The sequence below is a fragment of the Vibrio sp. CB1-5 genome, from assembly GCF_059412285.1.
Map to the genome: position 1 here is coordinate 1 of NZ_JBJHPB010000048.1, position 17,356 is coordinate 17,356.

The window sequence follows — 17,356 nt, forward strand, 5'->3', positions numbered from 1 at the left end:
GTAATGACAAAGTCGCTTGGTAATTAAGGTACGACAGAATCGCTTGGTGATCACAACAGCGCACTCACATTGCTAAAACGTTTCTGGACAAAAGCCTCTTAGAGTAATAACTTAAATTAGACAAACACGAATAACTTTTAGTAAGGGAGTTACTTGGGTAAAGCATCGTCCAGCGTTATGATCGACTTTAACTAATTGTTTAGTTATAGAGCCATTGGGCTGTTTGTAAACGCAGCCCAAATATTGAAACCAATTCATTTGCTGTCGCCTCACCCTTGATTATATTCTGAACATTCTGGCTGTCAAAATCTCTATTTAGGGAAGTGATAATTTAATGGCCTATCAGTTCATCGATGTTAGCGTACCTTTCAACATAGCGATCTAAAGAGTGATCTTTCCCTTGAGAGAAGGCTTCATGGTCATCACCCAAAGTCGACAGGCGCACATAGTAATCCATTGGATCACTTGGGGTGAGTTCTATCTCTGTGCCCTTGCGTGCAAAACCATAAAAGCTAGAGACGCGAAATTGAAAATGAATCGAATAAGCCAACATGTCGAGTGCATAGCTACTGCGAATAGATTGTTCATTCTCAAACACTGACATCCTAGATAAAAAAACTTGCAACTCAACCAACAACTGAGTCAACTTTTCAGAGTTTTCATCCTCAGCATATTTTATACAATCTCTGAATGTTGGCTCAAAACCATTTGGCTTCGGATGTCTACTAAACTCTTTTGCTAGGTTTTCTTTATGCTCACTCAGTTGTTGCGAAAGACTGTTAGCAAGATAGAAGCTACGTAAGGAGGTACTACATTGCTGAGCATAAGTATCTATATCAGCTAGCACATGAGGCAAAAATGCTCGAGAAGCGATGAAATTACGTTTAGATTCACACCGCGCTCTCTCTTTTTCCAACTTTCTAGCTTGAGTATCTAAGTAGATAGCTATACCAGCAGTTATTGCAGCAGCAAGAAGTGCAATCATACCAGCATTGAATGTTTGCCATTCAAACCAAATCTTAAGTGTACTTTGATAACCTTCTGTTACTAGAGGAATCAATACCATGGAGCACAGATACCAGACTAAAAAAAAGCTAAAAATCAAACCAATAACAATCTTTACGCGCAAAACCGCCCCCAATTGAAGTAATCTTCCGTAAGCACTCAACATCGTATCTGCCCCATGAACCCACGGGGCGTTTGCATTCTTACAGTATGTAATTGCGGGTGCAAACTTTATTCTTTTAAGAATGTTAGCTTCGAGCACTTACTTTTAGAATTTTAGAAAGAAGTCGATGCTACCAGCAGCATTATGAGTTTATTCTTTCGCTTAGAAGCCAAGATTTGGTATTCGTAACTTTCCATTGTATACAATCATCAATTATAGATGTCTGTATCCGTCTTTTTGTAGGTCTCATCTTTGAAGTTAATCAATACTTGCTTGAGAGTAATCACCTGTTCTTTGGGGAAGGAAACAGGCCAAAGAGTTATCCCTGCATCGGTTGATATGGTAAGGAAGTGTGTTGTTGTATTGCCACTATGGAAATCAAAAACCAGTGTTCCATTCGCTGATTCTGCGCGTCCAATTTCTTTGGTCAACTGGTCGGAACGTTCCACCGCAAGCTTCTCCCATTTCAAGAACTTGTCAATGTGCGAGACGTAAGAATCTACGTTCTTCTGTTGAAAATAGATGTGCCTAACTAGTTCTGGGTCATAGCCAACTTTCCCATACTCATTAGTAGTCAGGTGTAATATTTTTTCGCCATTCCTAACTTCAACGTCTAGAAACGTTGGCCTAGCCATATACCGAGCAGCAATATCGTTGTATTCATATGCCTTGAGAGAGGAACTGATTCTGTCTTCAACTGTAACAGAAGCACACCCAACTGAAAGTATGGCTGTGCACGTGACAATTGCCTTCAATATCTTATTTTTCATGCAAAATCCTTTCTTTGAGGGACTTGAACCCTACTTACGCACTTTATAATGTTAACCCAACTCTCTAGACACATTACCGGTATGAAGAAAAGTAAGTCAAATGATGGATTCATGAACTGAGAAGCTAATCAGTCGTAACTTTGAATGGGGCAAAGACAAGTTAGTCCCAGCCCCGCCAATACATCTCTGGACACTTTGTAGTATAAAAAATCAAATATTTATGCTTGTTAGACTTTTAGCCTCCAAGTTTATCGGTGTAACCCTCTAATTGTGTCATTAATTGCAAAGACAAGTTGGTTGATTTCTTCAAGGCAAGGGGGCAGCTCAACAACATTGTCTAGAAAATGGATTGACATATCATTAGGGTTAAAGCGTTTCAAAATTAGTGCCCCTTCTTTGGGAGGGGTCGCAGAAACATAGATTTCTGACACGCCCTTACCTCCAATATAATCACGCAATACCCTGTCTAATCTTTCATCATGGTGCTCCCAAGAGTTTCGAACGCTCTTAGAGAACACGTTATCCAGTGAGGGGCTTCCCAATAGCTCAAATAATGTAAAGCTGCGTTTCTGAGCTGCGGGAGGTTTATCTGCATTCAACATTCTTTTGATCGCTGACATTGCAGACAAGCAAACCGTACATTCAGATATGATGTTTAACGGAGAAAACTTTTTGCCATCATCGATACCTTTGGATATGTTAACCCAATGCTCTGCGGCGATTTCTAACTGCTCAAAACTCCGTTTAAACAGGTGACACTGGGTATTAATGTCACTTAGATATATCACGGTATTAAAGTTACTACTTGATATCACCACACCATCTCCGAAGTCTAATATCAAATTGACGGCTAACAGCCTTCTATAGCTCTCACACAATGCCGTCTTTCGGTCACTTAATCAATATATTACCAATAGCTCAGGGAAGTTAGTCTGTTAAGAGGTTCTAACTTCCTAAATGAAGGGAATTCGCATAACTTGTTGTAGTGCAATTTCACATTAACCAGATGCGCATGAGTATTTACTCTAAGTGGTTTTGGGGCAAAAATATCTTGGAACTGTCGAACTAAACCATAGACTCTCAACAATCTCTATTTAGGGAAGCGATAATTTAATGGCCTATCAGTTCATTGAGGTTAGCGTACCTTTCAACATAGCGATCTAAAGAGTGATCTTTCCCCAGAGAGCAGAATTCGTGTTTCCATTCCCGGCAGACACATCTATGAAACTAATCAGTTTCGTAGAATAGGGGCTAGCACTACACTGACAACTACGCTGTACTATTTCGAACCAGAACCATTCGAGCACTCTTTCTCAAGATCCATTAGCCACTTGTGCAAGTACTCCCCAATCCTATTCGAAGTGTATAGTTCTTCGATGGCTTCCTTCCTCTCATTCTCATCCACGTATATATCATATGCGGTTAGATTTGTTCTTAACTTCTTACAAGAGCTTGGTTCAATATTTATGGCGCAACGAGTTAAGATATTACTAATTGCCTTACTTGAGCCCGACAACGAGTATCGAAAGTAGCCCTGATTGCTTGAGTCTGCCCCCGTCCAATTTGACATGTCGACAATCATTGAGTTAGATAATTTTATTTTTCTAATGATCTCGTCATCGTTCTCAAAATGAATGGCTGTCCCCCCCCACTCTTGAGTCATCGCCTCTAAAGAGGATGATTGATCAAACCTCACCTGTCGATAAGCCTTGCTGTAACCATCAAATGTATCATTGTCTACCATATTTGGTGCAGTTGAAAACCCTAAATATGACCAGTAATTCCCTTCTGTATCGCACCCTACCCCAACCCAACTTGAGACGTCGTGATATGGAAAGCTCATCTTCGTAATGCTTTGAGCACTTGGACTTACCGCAAAATATTGTTCAATATTTGTGATTGAATCTTTAGTTTTTGAGATACTCCAGCTAGCATTTGCACTACACGATACTGCGATTGATAAAATGGCTATAATGAATTTCATTGGCGACCTCAGTAAATATACGACATTATGAGTGTAGCTAATTAAAGATTGTTACTAAAGCGTTGTATTCGCATTTCTGAGTTAAATTCAAGCTAGCGCAAATGCAATACGATAATGAACTAAGGGATAGTGGGTTCTATGTTATGTTTCAACTAAATAGCACTGACAATAAACATCATTATGCCTGTATAGTTTTCACGCTTTATTAAAGCCTAAACTGCCTGCCGCTTCACGAACACCAGATATTAACGATGGTTCCCGCATAGCTTGGGGGTAATTCTGAGCAATACGATTTTCAAGCAACACACGTGCTGAGCATGGTCTTGTCTTCCCCATCGGATTAGATGTGATCGGGAAAAGGCACGCCCCTAGCATTTGTGGAGTATTTAGTGTAACGAATAATGGGGCAAAGTTGTGTTTGCCGTGTTCGGCTTCAAAACAACTCTTGACATATTCTAATCTATATTACCGCAAAAATTACGTATTTCAGTACCTAAACTTAAAAGGTACTCGTTAGTAACAGCTCCTGAAAAATGCTTCGCACCAAACACTGTCGTATTAGAAACTATTTTCATCTTACCAAGCTCGAATTCTTCTGGAAGCCACTTAAACACACTGTGTCTTCTAGTGGCTTTTTTCATTTTTTCCATTACTGACCTAGACAAAATGATGAGTTTTCGGTTGCTGTTTTTGGTGATAAGTGAATCAATTTTGTTCGCATGTTGTGGTTCAAACAAATCCCAAAATACTGATTCCTCTGTTCTACCGGTTGTAGGGAAGGGAATTAACTCAATGAATGATACTTTGTCAGAGAAGGATTCGTCTAACCCCATTTTACTAAACCGTCGGTGGTATGGCACACCGCCAGTGTTTCTATTAAGAGGATAATTGGGATGAAGAAAGGGGTGATGGACTCCATATTCTAGCCAAAAGCTGATGCCATCATTATGATATTGTAATACATAATCAAAAAATTGTTCATTCGCTGTAAGCGCGGTCGAGTAGTTTGCGTCCAAACCAATAAAGATCACTTTTGCAAAAACAGGGTTTTGTCCTTGATGAGGAAAGTCGGACTGTAGGAACAAATTATTCAAATCGTGAGATGGGTGTCGCTGATATGGCATTTCCCTAATACCTCTTACCTTTCAAGTGTACCGTTACAGCTTCTAACATTAGAAAACTTTGGTCAATATGAACATCCATGTTTAGTGAAGAGCACCTACTCTAAGTGGTTTTGGGGCAAAAGTTTGTTAGCCCCTACCCTACCACCTCACTTGTTCCAGTGCCTTTTAACCGTCGCAATACCCAAGCCAAGCGCCTCTGCAACTTTAGACTGCGACAATCCCTCTGCTTTCTTGGCCTGAACAGAATTAGTAGTCGTATGAGCAGCTGGTCTGCCAAGTTTTTTTCCCTCAGCTTTGGCTCGCTCTAATCCTTCCTTAGTTCGCTCCCTAATTCGATTTCGCTCAAACTCAGCAAACGCTGAGAACATTTGAAGCATCAGCTTACCTTCAGCACTCGACAAGTCTGCAACTGGTAGGTCTAAGCAAACAACTTTGATGCCCTTACCTCCTAACAGGGTAATCGTCTTTTGGACATCGATATTGTCCCGCCCTAGCCGGTCTAGCTTCAAAACCACCAGCATATCGCCAGATTCAAGCTGGTGTTCCACCAACATTCTAAATTTATCTCGCTTCATCGCCTCTACTGAGCCGGATACAGTTTCAGAGACTACTCGTGATTCAATAATTTCATATCCGCGCTGCCGAATGGCAATTATTTGGTTTTCCGTGGACTGCTCCGTTGTCGATACTCGACAATATGAAAAAATCCGCATTGGTATTCTCCTTATTCTAAATTGGAATCAAATAACCTAGTACCAACAACTATAGGTATCATTTACTTTTTTAGCTACTTTTTCGATACCTATTTAGATACAAAAAAGCTGGTATCAACATACGAATGTTTTTTGATACCAGCTTTATAACGGTTTGATTAAACTCCCTGCTCTCTGGCCGCAGCTAACATTCTTTGTAAAAGAGCGGCATCAGATTCATTCGGTTCTGGCTTGGGTTTTGCTAGTTTCCGCAATAACTCAGCTTGCTTGTAATCAGGCACATCACCATAGTTATTGAAAGTAGTCATAACCCCTTCATGCCCCAAGTTCTGGCTCCAAGCTTTGAACTCTTCTGGTGAACTGCAAAGCTGCTCAGCCATTCGGGTTAACGTGTTCCTAAAGCTGTGTGGGTTGTAATATGGCAAGCTAGCCAGCTTAAAAGACTGTTTGAAAATACGTCGAATCGGGCCTGCTGTAGTCCAGTGCTCTCGTTCCAATCCCATCACTTCAAATTTACGACTCGGGGTATTCTTAATCTGTGTTTTGGGGAACAACGGATCATCAGCTCCAAACGAAAGCTCTTTCGTTAAATAATTCACCCACTCGGTAAATATCTGCACAGCTAGCTCCCCTACAGGAAAGAAATAGGTCGTGAAAGTTTTGCTAAACTTAGTATTAACCTCACGAGCATCTTGGTACAAGCTTTGCTCAACAAGATCAATGTGCTTCAACTTTAAAGATGCTACCGCACTATCTCGAGCCCCCGTGAGTAAAATAAAAGCGACCAAAGCCCGATCTCGCATCTCAACACTTGTCACACTTGGCATAGTTTCAAGCACCTTAACTATATGCTCGATAGAAGGTACGGACTTCTTACGTTTAGCGGTAGCTATACGAGCATCTTTCTTTGACAGGTTAAAATACTCCGTATGGCTGTATGTAATACGCGAACGGTAGCCACTCTGTAAAGCAAGCCACTGAAAAAATGCTCTTAGATGACGCAATGTTGTATGCATAGTTGCTTTACTCAAAGGCTCGCCCGTAGACACATTCCTTTGGTTCAATAGAAACTTTTTAAAACCCACTGCTTGCTGATAGTGGAACGCCTTGAAGTCCTTGTATCTGGTGTATTCCTCGAAGCGATTAATCGCTTTGGTGACGCCATCAATCGACGTATCACTCAATCGCTTCGCCTCTTTTAAAAAAACACAATAATCTCGAATAGCACGCACATTTTTGGGGGTGTTTTTTTTCATTGTTTCAATCCTTAAACTAGTGACAAATGACGAGCCTCTAAGCCCTCATAATTATGTGTTTTTGCGCTATCGCTCTTTTCCACTTCAAACTCCGCTCTTAAGGCATCTAACATGCGCCAGCTAAAAAATTTATTTATCTTTAAATTACACTGGCTACAACGACCAAATACCCTACCAACACCTTCGCCGCATTGGATAAAGCTAACAGAGTTTGACGTAATTTCTCGTGCCTCTCGACATCGGCAACAATATGCCTCTGTGGGCTTACAATTACGCTTATTCTTTTTGCGATGCTGTTTAAGAAACAATCTCAAATCAGTCCCTAGAATCAAAAGCGGCCTTGCTTTGTCACTGACTGGCAAACCACTCTTAATCCAGTTGCGTACCGTCCTTTTATGGACATCAAACAGCTCTGCAATCTCCTCCACCGTGTAACTACGATGAATCTTGCTTCGGTTTGGGTTAACTCGTTTACTCAATGTTCCGAACCTCCTTGTTGATGCTCACACCTGTTTCCTCATTCAACAAAAGTGCGATATTCGTATCTCTTCTCCTTACGGCAATGTTGTAACCATGAATAACCAGTTGATTGAAATAAGCGTTGAACTCCCACAAATGACAAGTTATCACTGCATAAAACAGTTCGACTGTTTTGGCATCAGCCTCATAAACCATGATTAACTCCCTTTCACCCCTAGCGCTATTTCATTGCGCTCCTTAATTTTGCGACGAATCCACTCTTGCACCTCATTTTCAACCCAAGCGACTGAAGATGAGCCTATTAAGACAGAAGAAGGAAAATCATTACTCTTCATTTGGCTGTATACCGCGCTGCGGCATAAACCTGTCAATCTCATCACATCCTTCAATCGAATCAATCGGTTAGCATCTGAACTCATGTACCCTCCTGTGGAATTGCTTGACGCCTTATCGATGAATACAGACTAATTCAAATGAAAATCGCAAAACTATGAGTTAAGGTTTTTTAGAAAAATTCCATAAAAAAAGCCACGTCGACAAAATGTGGACGTGGCCTAATAAAGCTAGTTCGTGTCTAATTCTTACTTCGATGTCGTGGCTCACCTATGAGCTCAAAATGCTCTCGGAAAATTTGAGCTAATGTTGAATCCGCAATTTCCGGCGGTGCAATCCCCTCTATGCTCATCTGCCGCTCTAACTCAGTTCTAGCGGCAATAGGCTTGCGTAGGTACTCCTTAGGCAGAATTCCTTTTTTAACAAGCAACTCAACAATTTTCTGTAGGTAATCAGTCAGCTCTGCACTGGCTGAACGATTTCTAGTTTTGCTCACTGGAAATGGTTCTACTGATTCGAAAAATTGATTATCTTGATAGGCTTTCACAAGCCGCTCTACCTCTGAGGCAGGTATCTTTACATCAGATAGGTAGGTGCTTGGAGAGCAACCTATTAACCATTGACTGTTCGGTGAGGTTTTATGACTTGGATACCCTATCTCTCCGTAGTAAGGAGTGATTTCAAGCGACAAAGCTTTATCACTATCTATACTCATAATCCTTGATACATCTACAATTGACTCAAATCGCCAAAAGCCACCAGCAACCCCACTTATCACGATACTGTGGTCATTTGTTAACGACGTTGCGCCCAACATCTTAAATGAGGCGTAGGACTCATTGCAGGTATTGTTTACCGCTTGTTCGCAGCGACGGTAAACCTCCCCCTTCAACGTCTGGCCGCACGCTAAAGACGCTTCACTATCCGCATATATAAACTGAACCATATCAAGATGATTCTCGGAATCAAAATCAACCCCCATTACTATTTCATGGGTCATAATCAGATAAGACAATTGCTTACTTGTGACTCTGAGCTTTTTTCTTACTTGTTCAAACGATTCAAAAGTCTCACCAACAGGGATGAGAGTGGTATCTTTGGCCACTATTATTCCTTATTTAATCAATCCATTTATTGTCATATGGTTACGCAACTACAAATGCCCACGGATTCAATGCCAGTTATCGTGCTATCAATCTAAGCCCACTGAAACCAACCTCCATCGTCTCCCCTTTAGCTGCAAGCTCAATCCGCTCACTCCACCACACCATCATCGGACGGCGATGTTCTAGATAGTCATTACGGTTGTATGCTCTACGTATCTTATTTGCTTCTTCATGAGCTAAAGCGGCCTCAATAAAGTCGCTGTTATAACCTTGTGCATTAAGTGTTGTACTTGCCAGAGAACGAAAACCGTGAGCCGTCGTTTTTCCAGCGAAGCCCATTCTTTTCAGCGCCATATTGGCAGTTTGTGTACTGCAATGTGATTTGGGTTCTCTGTCAGCTGGGAATATGAATTCTAAATGCCCTGATAGCGGTTTTACCTCTTCCAAGATATCTAACATTTGCTGGGTAAGAGGAACCAAGTGCTCTCGCTTCATTTTCATTGTCTGAGACGAGACAACCCAAACTTTGTTTTCGAAGTCAATCTCACTCCAGCGAGCCTTGGCAGCCTCCCCAGGTCGCACCATCGTATGTAATTGCCAAAGCAATAAACAGCGAGTGGTCACTTTGATATTTGCATCTCGGATTGCTGTAACCAACTTAGGCAACTCTTCCGGTGCCAACGTAGGGTTATGCACTACTTGTTTATTTGGATAAAGCTTAGTGATATCTGAGAGCGTATTATACTCAATAGCGCCCGCAGCCACTCCAAGGCGCATGATTTCATTAAGAATGATGCAAAGTCGTTTAACTGTCTCTATCTTGCCCTGCTCTGCAATCGGGTCGAGAATGCCTTTAACAAGCATTGGCTTAATCGCCAAAAGTGGATATGAGTTTAGATGGGGCGAAAGGTACTTATTGAGCATCCTCTTCCGCTTAAGATAGGTACTTTCCAGAGTTTCAGCTTTTTTCTTTTTTAGCCAGCGAGAAGCAAGCGACTCAAAAGTGTTTTCAAGTAACGATTGTGCTTCAAGCTCTTGTTGTATCTTTCTAACTTTAGGATCGATACCACCTGCCACCAAAGCTCTAGCCTCTTCCCTCTTTTTTCTCGCTTGAGCTAGAGAGACTGCTGGGTAACTGCCAAAACCAAGTTTAAATCGCTTCTTAGTGATAGGCACTATATAAGTGAAGAACCAACTTTTACCGCCATTAGGCCTGATTCTGAGCGAGAGGCCTTCTCCATCACTGAGTGAGTATTCTTTCTCCCTCGGCTTTGCTTGCTTGATTTGAGTATTGGTGAGTGGGGTTACTATCCTTGCCATAATATGAGTCCATTTTGCGTACCAAAACCCATCTGGGGCTACATGGGGTTGTATTGAGGGTTGCATAAGCTGCTGGATTCCGCAAGATGAGTTTGGACGCATAGAAACGTCAACATGAGGAAAAGCAGGGGGTTAGAATGCAAAAAGGGACGTCCTTGGACGTCCCTAATCTTAAATATGGTACCGGTGGGCGGACTTGAACCGCCACGCCCGAAGGCAACGGATTTTGAATCCGTCGTGTATACCAATTTCACCACACCGGCATCTTGGACTGATGTCCTTTGATGTTTGGCATTATACGTAAGCATTTAGATCGCGCAAGAGCAAAACGCTGAATATTCTATTGTTTGCTGCTATTTTCACCACAATGTGAAGCAATGCGATGGGCAAGGCTTTCCCCTTGGCATTGAAATCGCTATGCTGTGGCAAGTTTTAGTTATGGAAGTTTGTCTCAATGGAAACCCAATCTCTCCCACCTGCAGGATTCTTTCGCAGGCTTGGTGCACTGTTCTACGATAGCTTAATTATTCTTGCAGTAGTGATGATGGCTGGCGGCGTTGTTGTCGCAATTATGGAAGCACTTGTTGCCGCAGGACTGATGTCTTACGCACCGTATGCCGATGCCAGCGACTTCTTAGGAAGTCACCCATTTTGGAGCCCGGTGTACACCGGTTATCTCGCGTTTGTTTGGATCTACTTCATTGTGTTCTTTTGGACAAGAGCAGGCCAAACGCTTGGTATGCGTGCTTGGAAGATTGAAGTACAAAACCTTGAAGGTGGCAGAATCACTGTCACGCAGGCGCTGATTCGACTCGCAACCTCTGCATTTGGTCTATCCAATCTTGCAGTACCTATCGACCCTCAAAAGCGTGGCTTCCACGATATCTGGGCGAAGACTAAGGTTGTGGTGTTACGCAAAGCGAAATAACACTCTAATCGAGAATAAATAGAAAAAGGTGCCATTCGGCACCTTTTTCAGTTTTGCTTTTCAATGATTAAGCTTTGAACGCTTTAAATGCATTGATTAGACCGTTAGTCGAGCTGTCGTGAGACGAGATTTCGCTGTCGTCTGCTAGCTCAGGTAGTATTTGGTTGGCCAGCTGCTTACCAAGCTCTACACCCCATTGGTCGAAGCTGAAGATGTTCCAGATAACACCTTGAGTGAAGATTTTGTGCTCGTACATCGCGATTAGGTTACCTAAAGTACGAGGTGTGATTTGCTTCACTAGGATTGAGTTCGTTGGGCGGTTACCTTCAAAGATCTTGAATGGTACAAGATCTTTCACTTCTTCCGCACTCTTACCTGCTTTTGCAAACTCTGCTTCTACTGTCTCTTTAGACTTACCGAACGCTAGTGCTTCAGTTTGTGCAAAGAAGTTAGACATTAGCTTCTGGTGGTGGTCGCTTACTTGGTTGTGAGAGATCGCAGGTGCGATAAAGTCACAAGGGATAAGCTTAGTACCTTGGTGAATTAGCTGGTAGAACGCGTGTTGACCGTTAGTGCCTGGTTCACCCCAGATGATTGGACCCGTTTGGTAATCTACTGCGTCACCGTTACGGTCAGTAAACTTACCGTTTGATTCCATGTTGCCTTGCTGGAAGTACGCAGCGAAACGGTGCATGTATTGGTCGTACGGTAGAATCGCTTCTGATTCAGCACCGTGGAAGTTGTTGTACCAAATACCGATAAGAGCAAGCAGTACTGGGACGTTGCTTTCTAGATCAGTCTCAGCAAAGTGCTTATCCATCTCGTGAGCACCTGCCAGTAGCTCAACAAAGTTGTCGTAGCCAACCGCTAGGATGATAGAAAGACCGATTGCAGACCATAGAGAATAACGACCGCCGACCCAGTCCCAGAACTCAAACATGTTGTCTGTGTCGATACCAAACTCAGAAACAGCCGTTGCGTTAGTAGATAGCGCTGCGAAGTGCTTAGCAACGTGTGCTTCATCTGATGCAGACGCTAGGAACCAGTCACGTGCAGAGTGCGCGTTTGTCATGGTTTCTTGCGTTGTGAATGTCTTAGAAGCGACCAAGAATAGTGTTGTTTCAGGATCAACTTTCTTCAGAGTCTCTGCGATGTGAGTACCATCAACGTTAGACACGAAGTGCATGTTTAGGTGGTTTGTGTATGGCGCTAGCGCTTCAGTTACCATGTAAGGACCAAGGTCAGAACCACCGATACCGATGTTCACAACGTCAGTAATCGCTTTGCCAGTGTAACCTTTCCAATCACCAGAGATGATGCGCTCAGAGAAGCCTTTCATCTTCTCTAGAACCGCGTTTACCGCTGGCATCACATCTTCACCATTTACCATGATTGGCGTGTTGCTGCGGTTACGTAGCGCTACGTGAAGCACAGAACGACCTTCGGTTTGGTTGATGGTATCGCCTGCAAACATCGCTTTGATTGCGCCTTTAAGCTCAGTCTCGTTCGCAAGAGCAAAAAGGTTGTTCATTGTTTCTTCGTTGATTAGGTTTTTTGAGTAATCAACAAGAATGTCAGAGCCGAAGCGTGTAGAGAATTTGCCAAAGCGGTCAGCGTCTTGTGCAAATAGCTCTGCTAAATCCATATCTTGCGCAGATTCAAAGTGCGCTGTCAGTGCTTTCCAAGCTTCAGTTTGCGTTGGATTGATGTTTTTCAACATGGTCTCTATCCCAATTTTTAGTCGGTTTTATTCCCAATCCCCCCAAGGAAAAGGAACCCCCAGTTTAGCGAATAATAAACAGTATATTCTAAATACAGACGAGTGCCTTTGATGTTCACTCGTCGTTACAATCTTGTATGTTGTTCACAAAGCCGAGGCTTTGTTTAGTAATAAATTTTCAGACGTAATTATGAACCAGAGCGCCTGTACTCTCCTTGAGTTAGGTCACGTATCGGTTCACAATATAAACAATTTCAGTAAACACTTTATATATGCTAAGCACTATAATACAGAGGAGTGATTATGTGGCAACAAAAGACCCTTTACCTCAGCGCGAAAAAGCGTGGTTTTCACCTAGTCACTGATGAAATTGAACAACAATTGCCACAGCTTCGCGACTACTCTGTAGGTTTGCTACACCTTTTTATTCAACATACCTCAGCAAGTTTAACCTTAAATGAAAATGCCGATCCGACTGTGCGCACGGATATGGAGAGTCATTTCAATCGCTATGTGCCGGAAGATGCACCTTACTACCGTCATACTTATGAAGGTAGCGATGATATGCCTGCGCATATTAAAAGCTCATTGCTTGGAGCAAGCGTGTCGATTCCGATTAGCCATGGTCAGTTAGCTTTGGGCACATGGCAGGGCATTTACTTGGGGGAGCATCGAGATTTTGGTGGTGAGCGTCGGGTGATTGCGACGTTGCAGGGGCAGGTTTGAGAAAAAGGTAGAGTTTGGTTCGCAGATCGCGGTGAGAAGATCCCCGCCTGCGCGGGGATGACGATGTAATTAATCGGTACCTATGTGACCATCAGTACAAATCAGCTGTTAGCTGTTGGTATGAGATATAATGGCTAGCTCTTACCGCTGTAGCTCATATCTACACGTGAGGTGAGTTTGGTCACCAGTTCATAAGCGATGGTGCCGATGTGGTCTGCGACTTCTTCAGAAGGTAGCTCTTCACCCCACAAAATGGCTTCATCACCCACTCGGTCTGATGCATCTGGCCCAAGGTCAACGGTAAGCATGTCCATCGATACTCGACCGGCTATCGGTACTTTGCGGCCATTAACCAGTACAGGCGTACCATTAGGTGCTGTTCGCGGATAGCCATCGCCATAGCCAATCGCAATCACGCCGACTTTGGTGTCACGTTCACTGGTCCATGTGGCACCATACCCCACACTCTCGCCTTGTTTGACGTCACGCACCGCAATCAAGTGAGACTTTAATGTCATCACCGGCTTAAAGCCCATCTCAGCGGCCGTTTTGTCTCCAAATGGCGACACTCCATACATGATGATGCCTGGTCGAACCCAATCGAGCTGACTTGGAAGCCACTCTAGCAGGCCAGCAGATGCAGCCATTGAACGTTCACCATTGCAACCTTCAGTGAGTGAAAGAAACAGCTCAATCTGCTGTTTCGTCATTGGATTTTCTAGCTCATCGGCACAGCCAAAGTGACTCATATAGCGAAGCGGTTTCGCCACGTTATCACAGCGATGTAGACGCTCGACAAACTCTTGATATTGCTCTGCACGAACACCAAGGCGGTGCATACCGCTGTCAACTTTTAGCCAGACCACAACCGGGCCTTCAAGCTCGGCTTGCTCCAGCGCGTCAAGCTGCTCGTAGCAATGAACAACGGTTTGAATGTTGTTAGTCACCAGTACAGGTAAGTCGTTTGGCGAGTAGAAGCCCTCTAAAAGTAGAATAGGTTTCACCACGCCACTGGCTCTTAGCTGTAACGCCTCTTCAATACGCGCCACACCAAACGCATCAGCCCCTTTGGCATTTTTAGCGATATGTCTAAGGCCATGGCCATAGCCATTCGCCTTCACCACCGCCATAATTTTGCTATTCGGCGCTTGCTGCTTAATGCATGCAAGATTGTGCGCCAGCGCCTCTAAATTAATGTGCGCCGTCGCCGCTTTCATGTAACTCATGCAACTATCCTACTATTCTTCGTCAAACGCAGGACCTGCGTAGTTATCAAAGCGAGAGAACTGACCTTGGAAGGTTAAGCGAACCGAACCGATAGGACCGTTACGCTGCTTACCAATAATGATTTCGGCAATGCCTTTTAGTGCACTGTCTGGGTGATATACCTCATCACGATAAATAAACATGATAAGGTCGGCATCCTGCTCGATAGAGCCCGATTCACGAAGATCCGAGTTTACTGGACGCTTGTCAGCGCGCTGCTCCAAGGAACGGTTAAGCTGCGATAGCGCCACTACTGGTACGTTAAGCTCTTTCGCAAGGGCTTTTAACGAGCGAGAAATCTCGGCGATTTCCAGTGTACGGTTTTCTGAAAGGGAAGGAACGCGCATCAACTGAAGGTAGTCGATCATGATTAGGCTCAGGCCGCCATGTTCACGGGCAATTCGACGAGCACGGGAGCGTACTTCCGTCGGTGTTAAGCCAGAGCTGTCATCAATGAACATGTTTTTCTTTTCCATGAGCATACCCATGGTGGTCGAAATTTTCGCCCAATCCTCATCATCAAGTTGACCAGTACGGATCTTGGTTTGGTCGACTCGAGAAAGGGAGGCAAGCATACGCATCATCAGCTGCTCAGAAGGCATCTCCAAAGAGAAGATGAGCACAGGCTTATCACTGGCCATGGCTGCGTTTTCACATAAGTTCATCGCAAAGGTGGTTTTACCCATCGATGGACGCGCGGCCACAATAATCAAGTCAGAGCCCTGCAGGCCCGCTGTTTTCTTATTGAGGTCGTTAAAGCCTGTCGTCACACCGGTCACACCGTCTTGCGGCGTTTTGTAGAGGATCTCAATGCGCTCTAGGGTTTTCTCGAGAATGTTATCAACATTCTGAGGACCTTCGTTTTCGTTGGTGCGATCTTCCGCAATTTTGAAGACTTTACTTTCCGCTAAATCAAGCAAATCTTCTGAAGAGCGTCCTTGCGGATCGTAACCCGCGTCAGCAATCTCGTTGGCAACACCAATTAGGTTGCGAACAAGCGCTCGCTCGGCAACGATGTCGGCATACGCATTGATGTTAGCCGCACTCGGCGTGTTCTTCGCCAAATCAGCAAGGTAAGCAAAGCCGCCAACATCATCAAGCTGTTCGCGCAGCTCTAAATGTTCGGAAAGCGTGATTAAATCGAGCGGATTGCTCTCTTCGAGAATGGATTGAATACCTTCGAAGATCAAACGATGCGGTCTACTATAGAAATCGCTGCTAATGACTTTTTCAGCCACGGTATCCCAACGTTGGTTGTCCAACAGCAAACCACCTAAGACCGATTGCTCAGCCTCTAGGGAGTGAGGAGGCACCTTCACTGAGTCCACTTGAGCATCTCTACTTTTCTGATTTCGACTATCCGTCATGACCTAACTCGATAACACACTAAGACCCACCATTATATACACAACTCAGTGTCGGCTAAAGTAAAGAAAACGCGACAAAAGCGATGGTTCGTGAATCAATATTTGACCTATCGCTGACGATGAACGAATATGCCACACATATAATCCCCAGCCCTTTTCTCCATGCCATGAGGTTTTCGTGTCTAAGAAGTTGTTATTTGGTCTAGTGCTGCTTGCGTCGCCGGCTGTCTATGCTGAAGAGTTCACGCCTTCTGGTGACAGTGAAGAGACTCCGGCTTCCCCGCTAAAAACCGAAGTAGAATTTGGCTACCAGGCGCACTCAGGCAATACCGACTCACAGTCTCTCAATGCCCGCGCTGGGGCTGAATACACTGAGGGGAGACACCGTACCAATGGTGAGTGGAAGTACTATCAACTGTACAAAAATGGGAAAGAAGACAAGAACCAACAAAACTACTTGCTGCAGACCGACTACAAGTTAGGCCCAAGAACCTATCTTTACGGAAACTACAATGGGTTTTCTTCCCGCTACAGCTCGTATTTTGAAGACCATACCGTTTCAGGTGGTTTGGGTTATCAGTTATACAATACCGACTCACTGCTACTTGAAGCCGAATTCGGTCCCGGCTTTCGTTATCAAGAGCCTAATGTTGATGAGATTGATGACGATGAAATCATCTTCAAGGACATAGTCAAAGAACCCATTGTCCGCGGTAACATTAATTTTTCTTGGAACCCACTGGAGAACCTAACGTTCGCAACCAAGCTCACAGTTACTGCCGGTCAAAGCAACACGCGTATGGATACCGAGGTAAACGTCACCAACGATATTACCGAGACTATCGCTCTTAAACTTGCCTATGACAGTAAATATCATACCAAGGTGCCTAGCCCTAACTTGAGCAAACGCGACTCTATCTTTACGGTGAATCTGCTTTTCGCCTTCTAAGCTTCCAGCAAGCAGCAACTTGACGCAATAAAAAATAAGCAAAAAAAAACACCAGCCGAAGCTGGTGTTTTTTCGTATTGTTACAACTGATATTACTCAGCAGCAACAACTTGTAGTGCGATTTGAGCGAAAACTTCAGAGTGAAG

18 protein-coding genes and 1 tRNA gene are annotated in these 17,356 nt (G+C 43.7%); 3 read left to right on the forward strand and 16 right to left on the reverse strand.

Going from position 1 to position 17,356, the window contains the following annotated elements:
• Positions 1-331 precede the first annotated feature (331 nt).
• The 13 genes from ACJB0T_RS21255 to ACJB0T_RS21315 all read right to left on the reverse strand — a co-directional run bounded on the left by ACJB0T_RS21255 (position 332) and on the right by ACJB0T_RS21315 (position 10,517).
• On the reverse strand, positions 332-1,171 hold the full coding sequence (locus tag ACJB0T_RS21255; protein WP_479291663.1) for a hypothetical protein: 840 nt from the start codon (positions 1,169-1,171) through the stop codon (positions 332-334).
• Between the two features lie 206 nt (positions 1,172-1,377).
• The gene (locus ACJB0T_RS21260) at positions 1,378-1,938 is read right to left on the reverse strand and encodes a hypothetical protein (RefSeq protein ID WP_479291665.1); all 561 of its coding nucleotides are present in this window, start codon (positions 1,936-1,938) and stop codon (positions 1,378-1,380) included.
• A 248-nt stretch (positions 1,939-2,186) separates the two neighbouring features.
• Positions 2,187-2,780: a hypothetical protein gene (locus tag ACJB0T_RS21265; RefSeq protein ID WP_479291667.1), complete on the reverse strand. Its 594-nt coding sequence runs from the start codon at positions 2,778-2,780 to the stop codon at positions 2,187-2,189.
• 437 nt (positions 2,781-3,217) lie between these two features.
• Complete coding sequence (locus ACJB0T_RS21270) at positions 3,218-3,922, reverse strand: hypothetical protein (protein WP_479291669.1); 705 nt, start codon at positions 3,920-3,922, stop codon at positions 3,218-3,220.
• 455 nt (positions 3,923-4,377) lie between these two features.
• Positions 4,378-5,046, reverse strand: a complete 669-nt coding sequence (locus ACJB0T_RS21275; protein WP_479291670.1) for a hypothetical protein — start codon at positions 5,044-5,046, stop codon at positions 4,378-4,380.
• Between the two features lie 146 nt (positions 5,047-5,192).
• The gene (locus tag ACJB0T_RS21280; protein ID WP_479291672.1) at positions 5,193-5,759 is read right to left on the reverse strand and encodes a recombinase family protein; all 567 of its coding nucleotides are present in this window, start codon (positions 5,757-5,759) and stop codon (positions 5,193-5,195) included.
• Between the two features lie 158 nt (positions 5,760-5,917).
• A complete protein-coding gene (locus tag ACJB0T_RS21285; protein WP_479291674.1) occupies positions 5,918-7,015 on the reverse strand; it encodes a tyrosine-type recombinase/integrase in 1,098 nt (365 codons plus the stop codon).
• A gap of 11 nt (positions 7,016-7,026) precedes the next feature.
• Complete coding sequence (locus ACJB0T_RS21290; RefSeq protein WP_479291676.1) at positions 7,027-7,494, reverse strand: helix-turn-helix domain-containing protein; 468 nt, start codon at positions 7,492-7,494, stop codon at positions 7,027-7,029.
• Positions 7,487-7,690 carry a hypothetical protein gene (locus ACJB0T_RS21295; protein WP_479291678.1) on the reverse strand — a complete coding sequence of 68 codons (204 nt, stop codon included), beginning with the start codon at positions 7,688-7,690 and terminating at the stop codon, positions 7,487-7,489. Before ACJB0T_RS21295 ends, ACJB0T_RS21290 begins: the two co-directional genes overlap by 8 nt.
• A gap of 2 nt (positions 7,691-7,692) precedes the next feature.
• Positions 7,693-7,914, reverse strand: a complete 222-nt coding sequence (locus tag ACJB0T_RS21300; protein WP_479291680.1) for a helix-turn-helix transcriptional regulator — start codon at positions 7,912-7,914, stop codon at positions 7,693-7,695.
• Between the two features lie 155 nt (positions 7,915-8,069).
• Positions 8,070-8,933, reverse strand: a complete 864-nt coding sequence (locus tag ACJB0T_RS21305; RefSeq protein WP_479291683.1) for a hypothetical protein — start codon at positions 8,931-8,933, stop codon at positions 8,070-8,072.
• A gap of 76 nt (positions 8,934-9,009) precedes the next feature.
• Complete coding sequence (locus tag ACJB0T_RS21310; RefSeq protein WP_479291685.1) at positions 9,010-10,254, reverse strand: tyrosine-type recombinase/integrase; 1,245 nt, start codon at positions 10,252-10,254, stop codon at positions 9,010-9,012.
• A gap of 178 nt (positions 10,255-10,432) precedes the next feature.
• Positions 10,433-10,517: transfer RNA gene (locus tag ACJB0T_RS21315), tRNA-Leu, on the reverse strand.
• A gap of 191 nt (positions 10,518-10,708) precedes the next feature.
• Between ACJB0T_RS21315 and ACJB0T_RS21320 the strand changes: the two genes are divergently transcribed.
• Positions 10,709-11,182: an RDD family protein gene (locus ACJB0T_RS21320; protein WP_479291687.1), complete on the forward strand. Its 474-nt coding sequence runs from the start codon at positions 10,709-10,711 to the stop codon at positions 11,180-11,182.
• A gap of 67 nt (positions 11,183-11,249) precedes the next feature.
• On the opposite strand, the gene pgi is transcribed toward ACJB0T_RS21320, so the two are convergent.
• Positions 11,250-12,902 (reverse strand): glucose-6-phosphate isomerase, encoded by a 1,653-nt coding sequence (gene pgi / locus ACJB0T_RS21325; protein ID WP_479291690.1) that lies wholly within the window; start codon positions 12,900-12,902, stop codon positions 11,250-11,252.
• 303 nt (positions 12,903-13,205) lie between these two features.
• On the opposite strand from pgi, the gene ACJB0T_RS21330 reads away from it, so the two are divergent.
• On the forward strand, positions 13,206-13,628 hold the full coding sequence (locus tag ACJB0T_RS21330) for a secondary thiamine-phosphate synthase enzyme YjbQ (protein WP_479291693.1): 423 nt from the start codon (positions 13,206-13,208) through the stop codon (positions 13,626-13,628).
• 134 nt (positions 13,629-13,762) lie between these two features.
• Here ACJB0T_RS21330 and alr read toward each other — a convergent pair whose 3' ends face one another.
• Together alr and ACJB0T_RS21340 are read right to left on the reverse strand one after the other, a co-directional pair.
• On the reverse strand, positions 13,763-14,845 hold the full coding sequence (gene alr / locus ACJB0T_RS21335) for an alanine racemase (RefSeq protein ID WP_479292331.1): 1,083 nt from the start codon (positions 14,843-14,845) through the stop codon (positions 13,763-13,765).
• A gap of 21 nt (positions 14,846-14,866) precedes the next feature.
• Positions 14,867-16,261, reverse strand: a complete 1,395-nt coding sequence (locus ACJB0T_RS21340; RefSeq protein WP_479291696.1) for a replicative DNA helicase — start codon at positions 16,259-16,261, stop codon at positions 14,867-14,869.
• A gap of 178 nt (positions 16,262-16,439) precedes the next feature.
• Here ACJB0T_RS21340 and ACJB0T_RS21345 point away from each other — a divergent pair, with 178 nt between their 5' ends.
• Complete coding sequence (locus ACJB0T_RS21345; protein ID WP_479291699.1) at positions 16,440-17,210, forward strand: DUF481 domain-containing protein; 771 nt, start codon at positions 16,440-16,442, stop codon at positions 17,208-17,210.
• Positions 17,211-17,356 lie beyond the last annotated feature (146 nt).

What these genes read in the sequence shown, in the direction of transcription:
- ACJB0T_RS21300 (WP_479291680.1), bottom strand. Translation starts at nt 7,914, where the DNA reads ATGAGTTCAGATGCTAACCGATTGATTCGATTGAAGGATGTGATGAGA.
- ACJB0T_RS21340 (WP_479291696.1), bottom strand. Translation starts at nt 16,261, where the DNA reads ATGACGGATAGTCGAAATCAGAAAAGTAGAGATGCTCAAGTGGACTCA.
- ACJB0T_RS21330 (WP_479291693.1), top strand. Translation starts at nt 13,206, where the DNA reads ATGTGGCAACAAAAGACCCTTTACCTCAGCGCGAAAAAGCGTGGTTTT.
- ACJB0T_RS21295 (WP_479291678.1), bottom strand. Translation starts at nt 7,690, where the DNA reads ATGGTTTATGAGGCTGATGCCAAAACAGTCGAACTGTTTTATGCAGTG.
- pgi (WP_479291690.1), bottom strand. Translation starts at nt 12,902, where the DNA reads ATGTTGAAAAACATCAATCCAACGCAAACTGAAGCTTGGAAAGCACTG.
- ACJB0T_RS21280 (WP_479291672.1), bottom strand. Translation starts at nt 5,759, where the DNA reads ATGCGGATTTTTTCATATTGTCGAGTATCGACAACGGAGCAGTCCACG.
- ACJB0T_RS21260 (WP_479291665.1), bottom strand. Translation starts at nt 1,938, where the DNA reads ATGAAAAATAAGATATTGAAGGCAATTGTCACGTGCACAGCCATACTT.
- alr (WP_479292331.1), bottom strand. Translation starts at nt 14,845, where the DNA reads ATGAAAGCGGCGACGGCGCACATTAATTTAGAGGCGCTGGCGCACAAT.
- ACJB0T_RS21310 (WP_479291685.1), bottom strand. Translation starts at nt 10,254, where the DNA reads ATGGCAAGGATAGTAACCCCACTCACCAATACTCAAATCAAGCAAGCA.
- ACJB0T_RS21270 (WP_479291669.1), bottom strand. Translation starts at nt 3,922, where the DNA reads ATGAAATTCATTATAGCCATTTTATCAATCGCAGTATCGTGTAGTGCA.
- ACJB0T_RS21255 (WP_479291663.1), bottom strand. Translation starts at nt 1,171, where the DNA reads ATGTTGAGTGCTTACGGAAGATTACTTCAATTGGGGGCGGTTTTGCGC.
- ACJB0T_RS21285 (WP_479291674.1), bottom strand. Translation starts at nt 7,015, where the DNA reads ATGAAAAAAAACACCCCCAAAAATGTGCGTGCTATTCGAGATTATTGT.
- ACJB0T_RS21275 (WP_479291670.1), bottom strand. Translation starts at nt 5,046, where the DNA reads ATGCCATATCAGCGACACCCATCTCACGATTTGAATAATTTGTTCCTA.
- ACJB0T_RS21320 (WP_479291687.1), top strand. Translation starts at nt 10,709, where the DNA reads ATGGAAACCCAATCTCTCCCACCTGCAGGATTCTTTCGCAGGCTTGGT.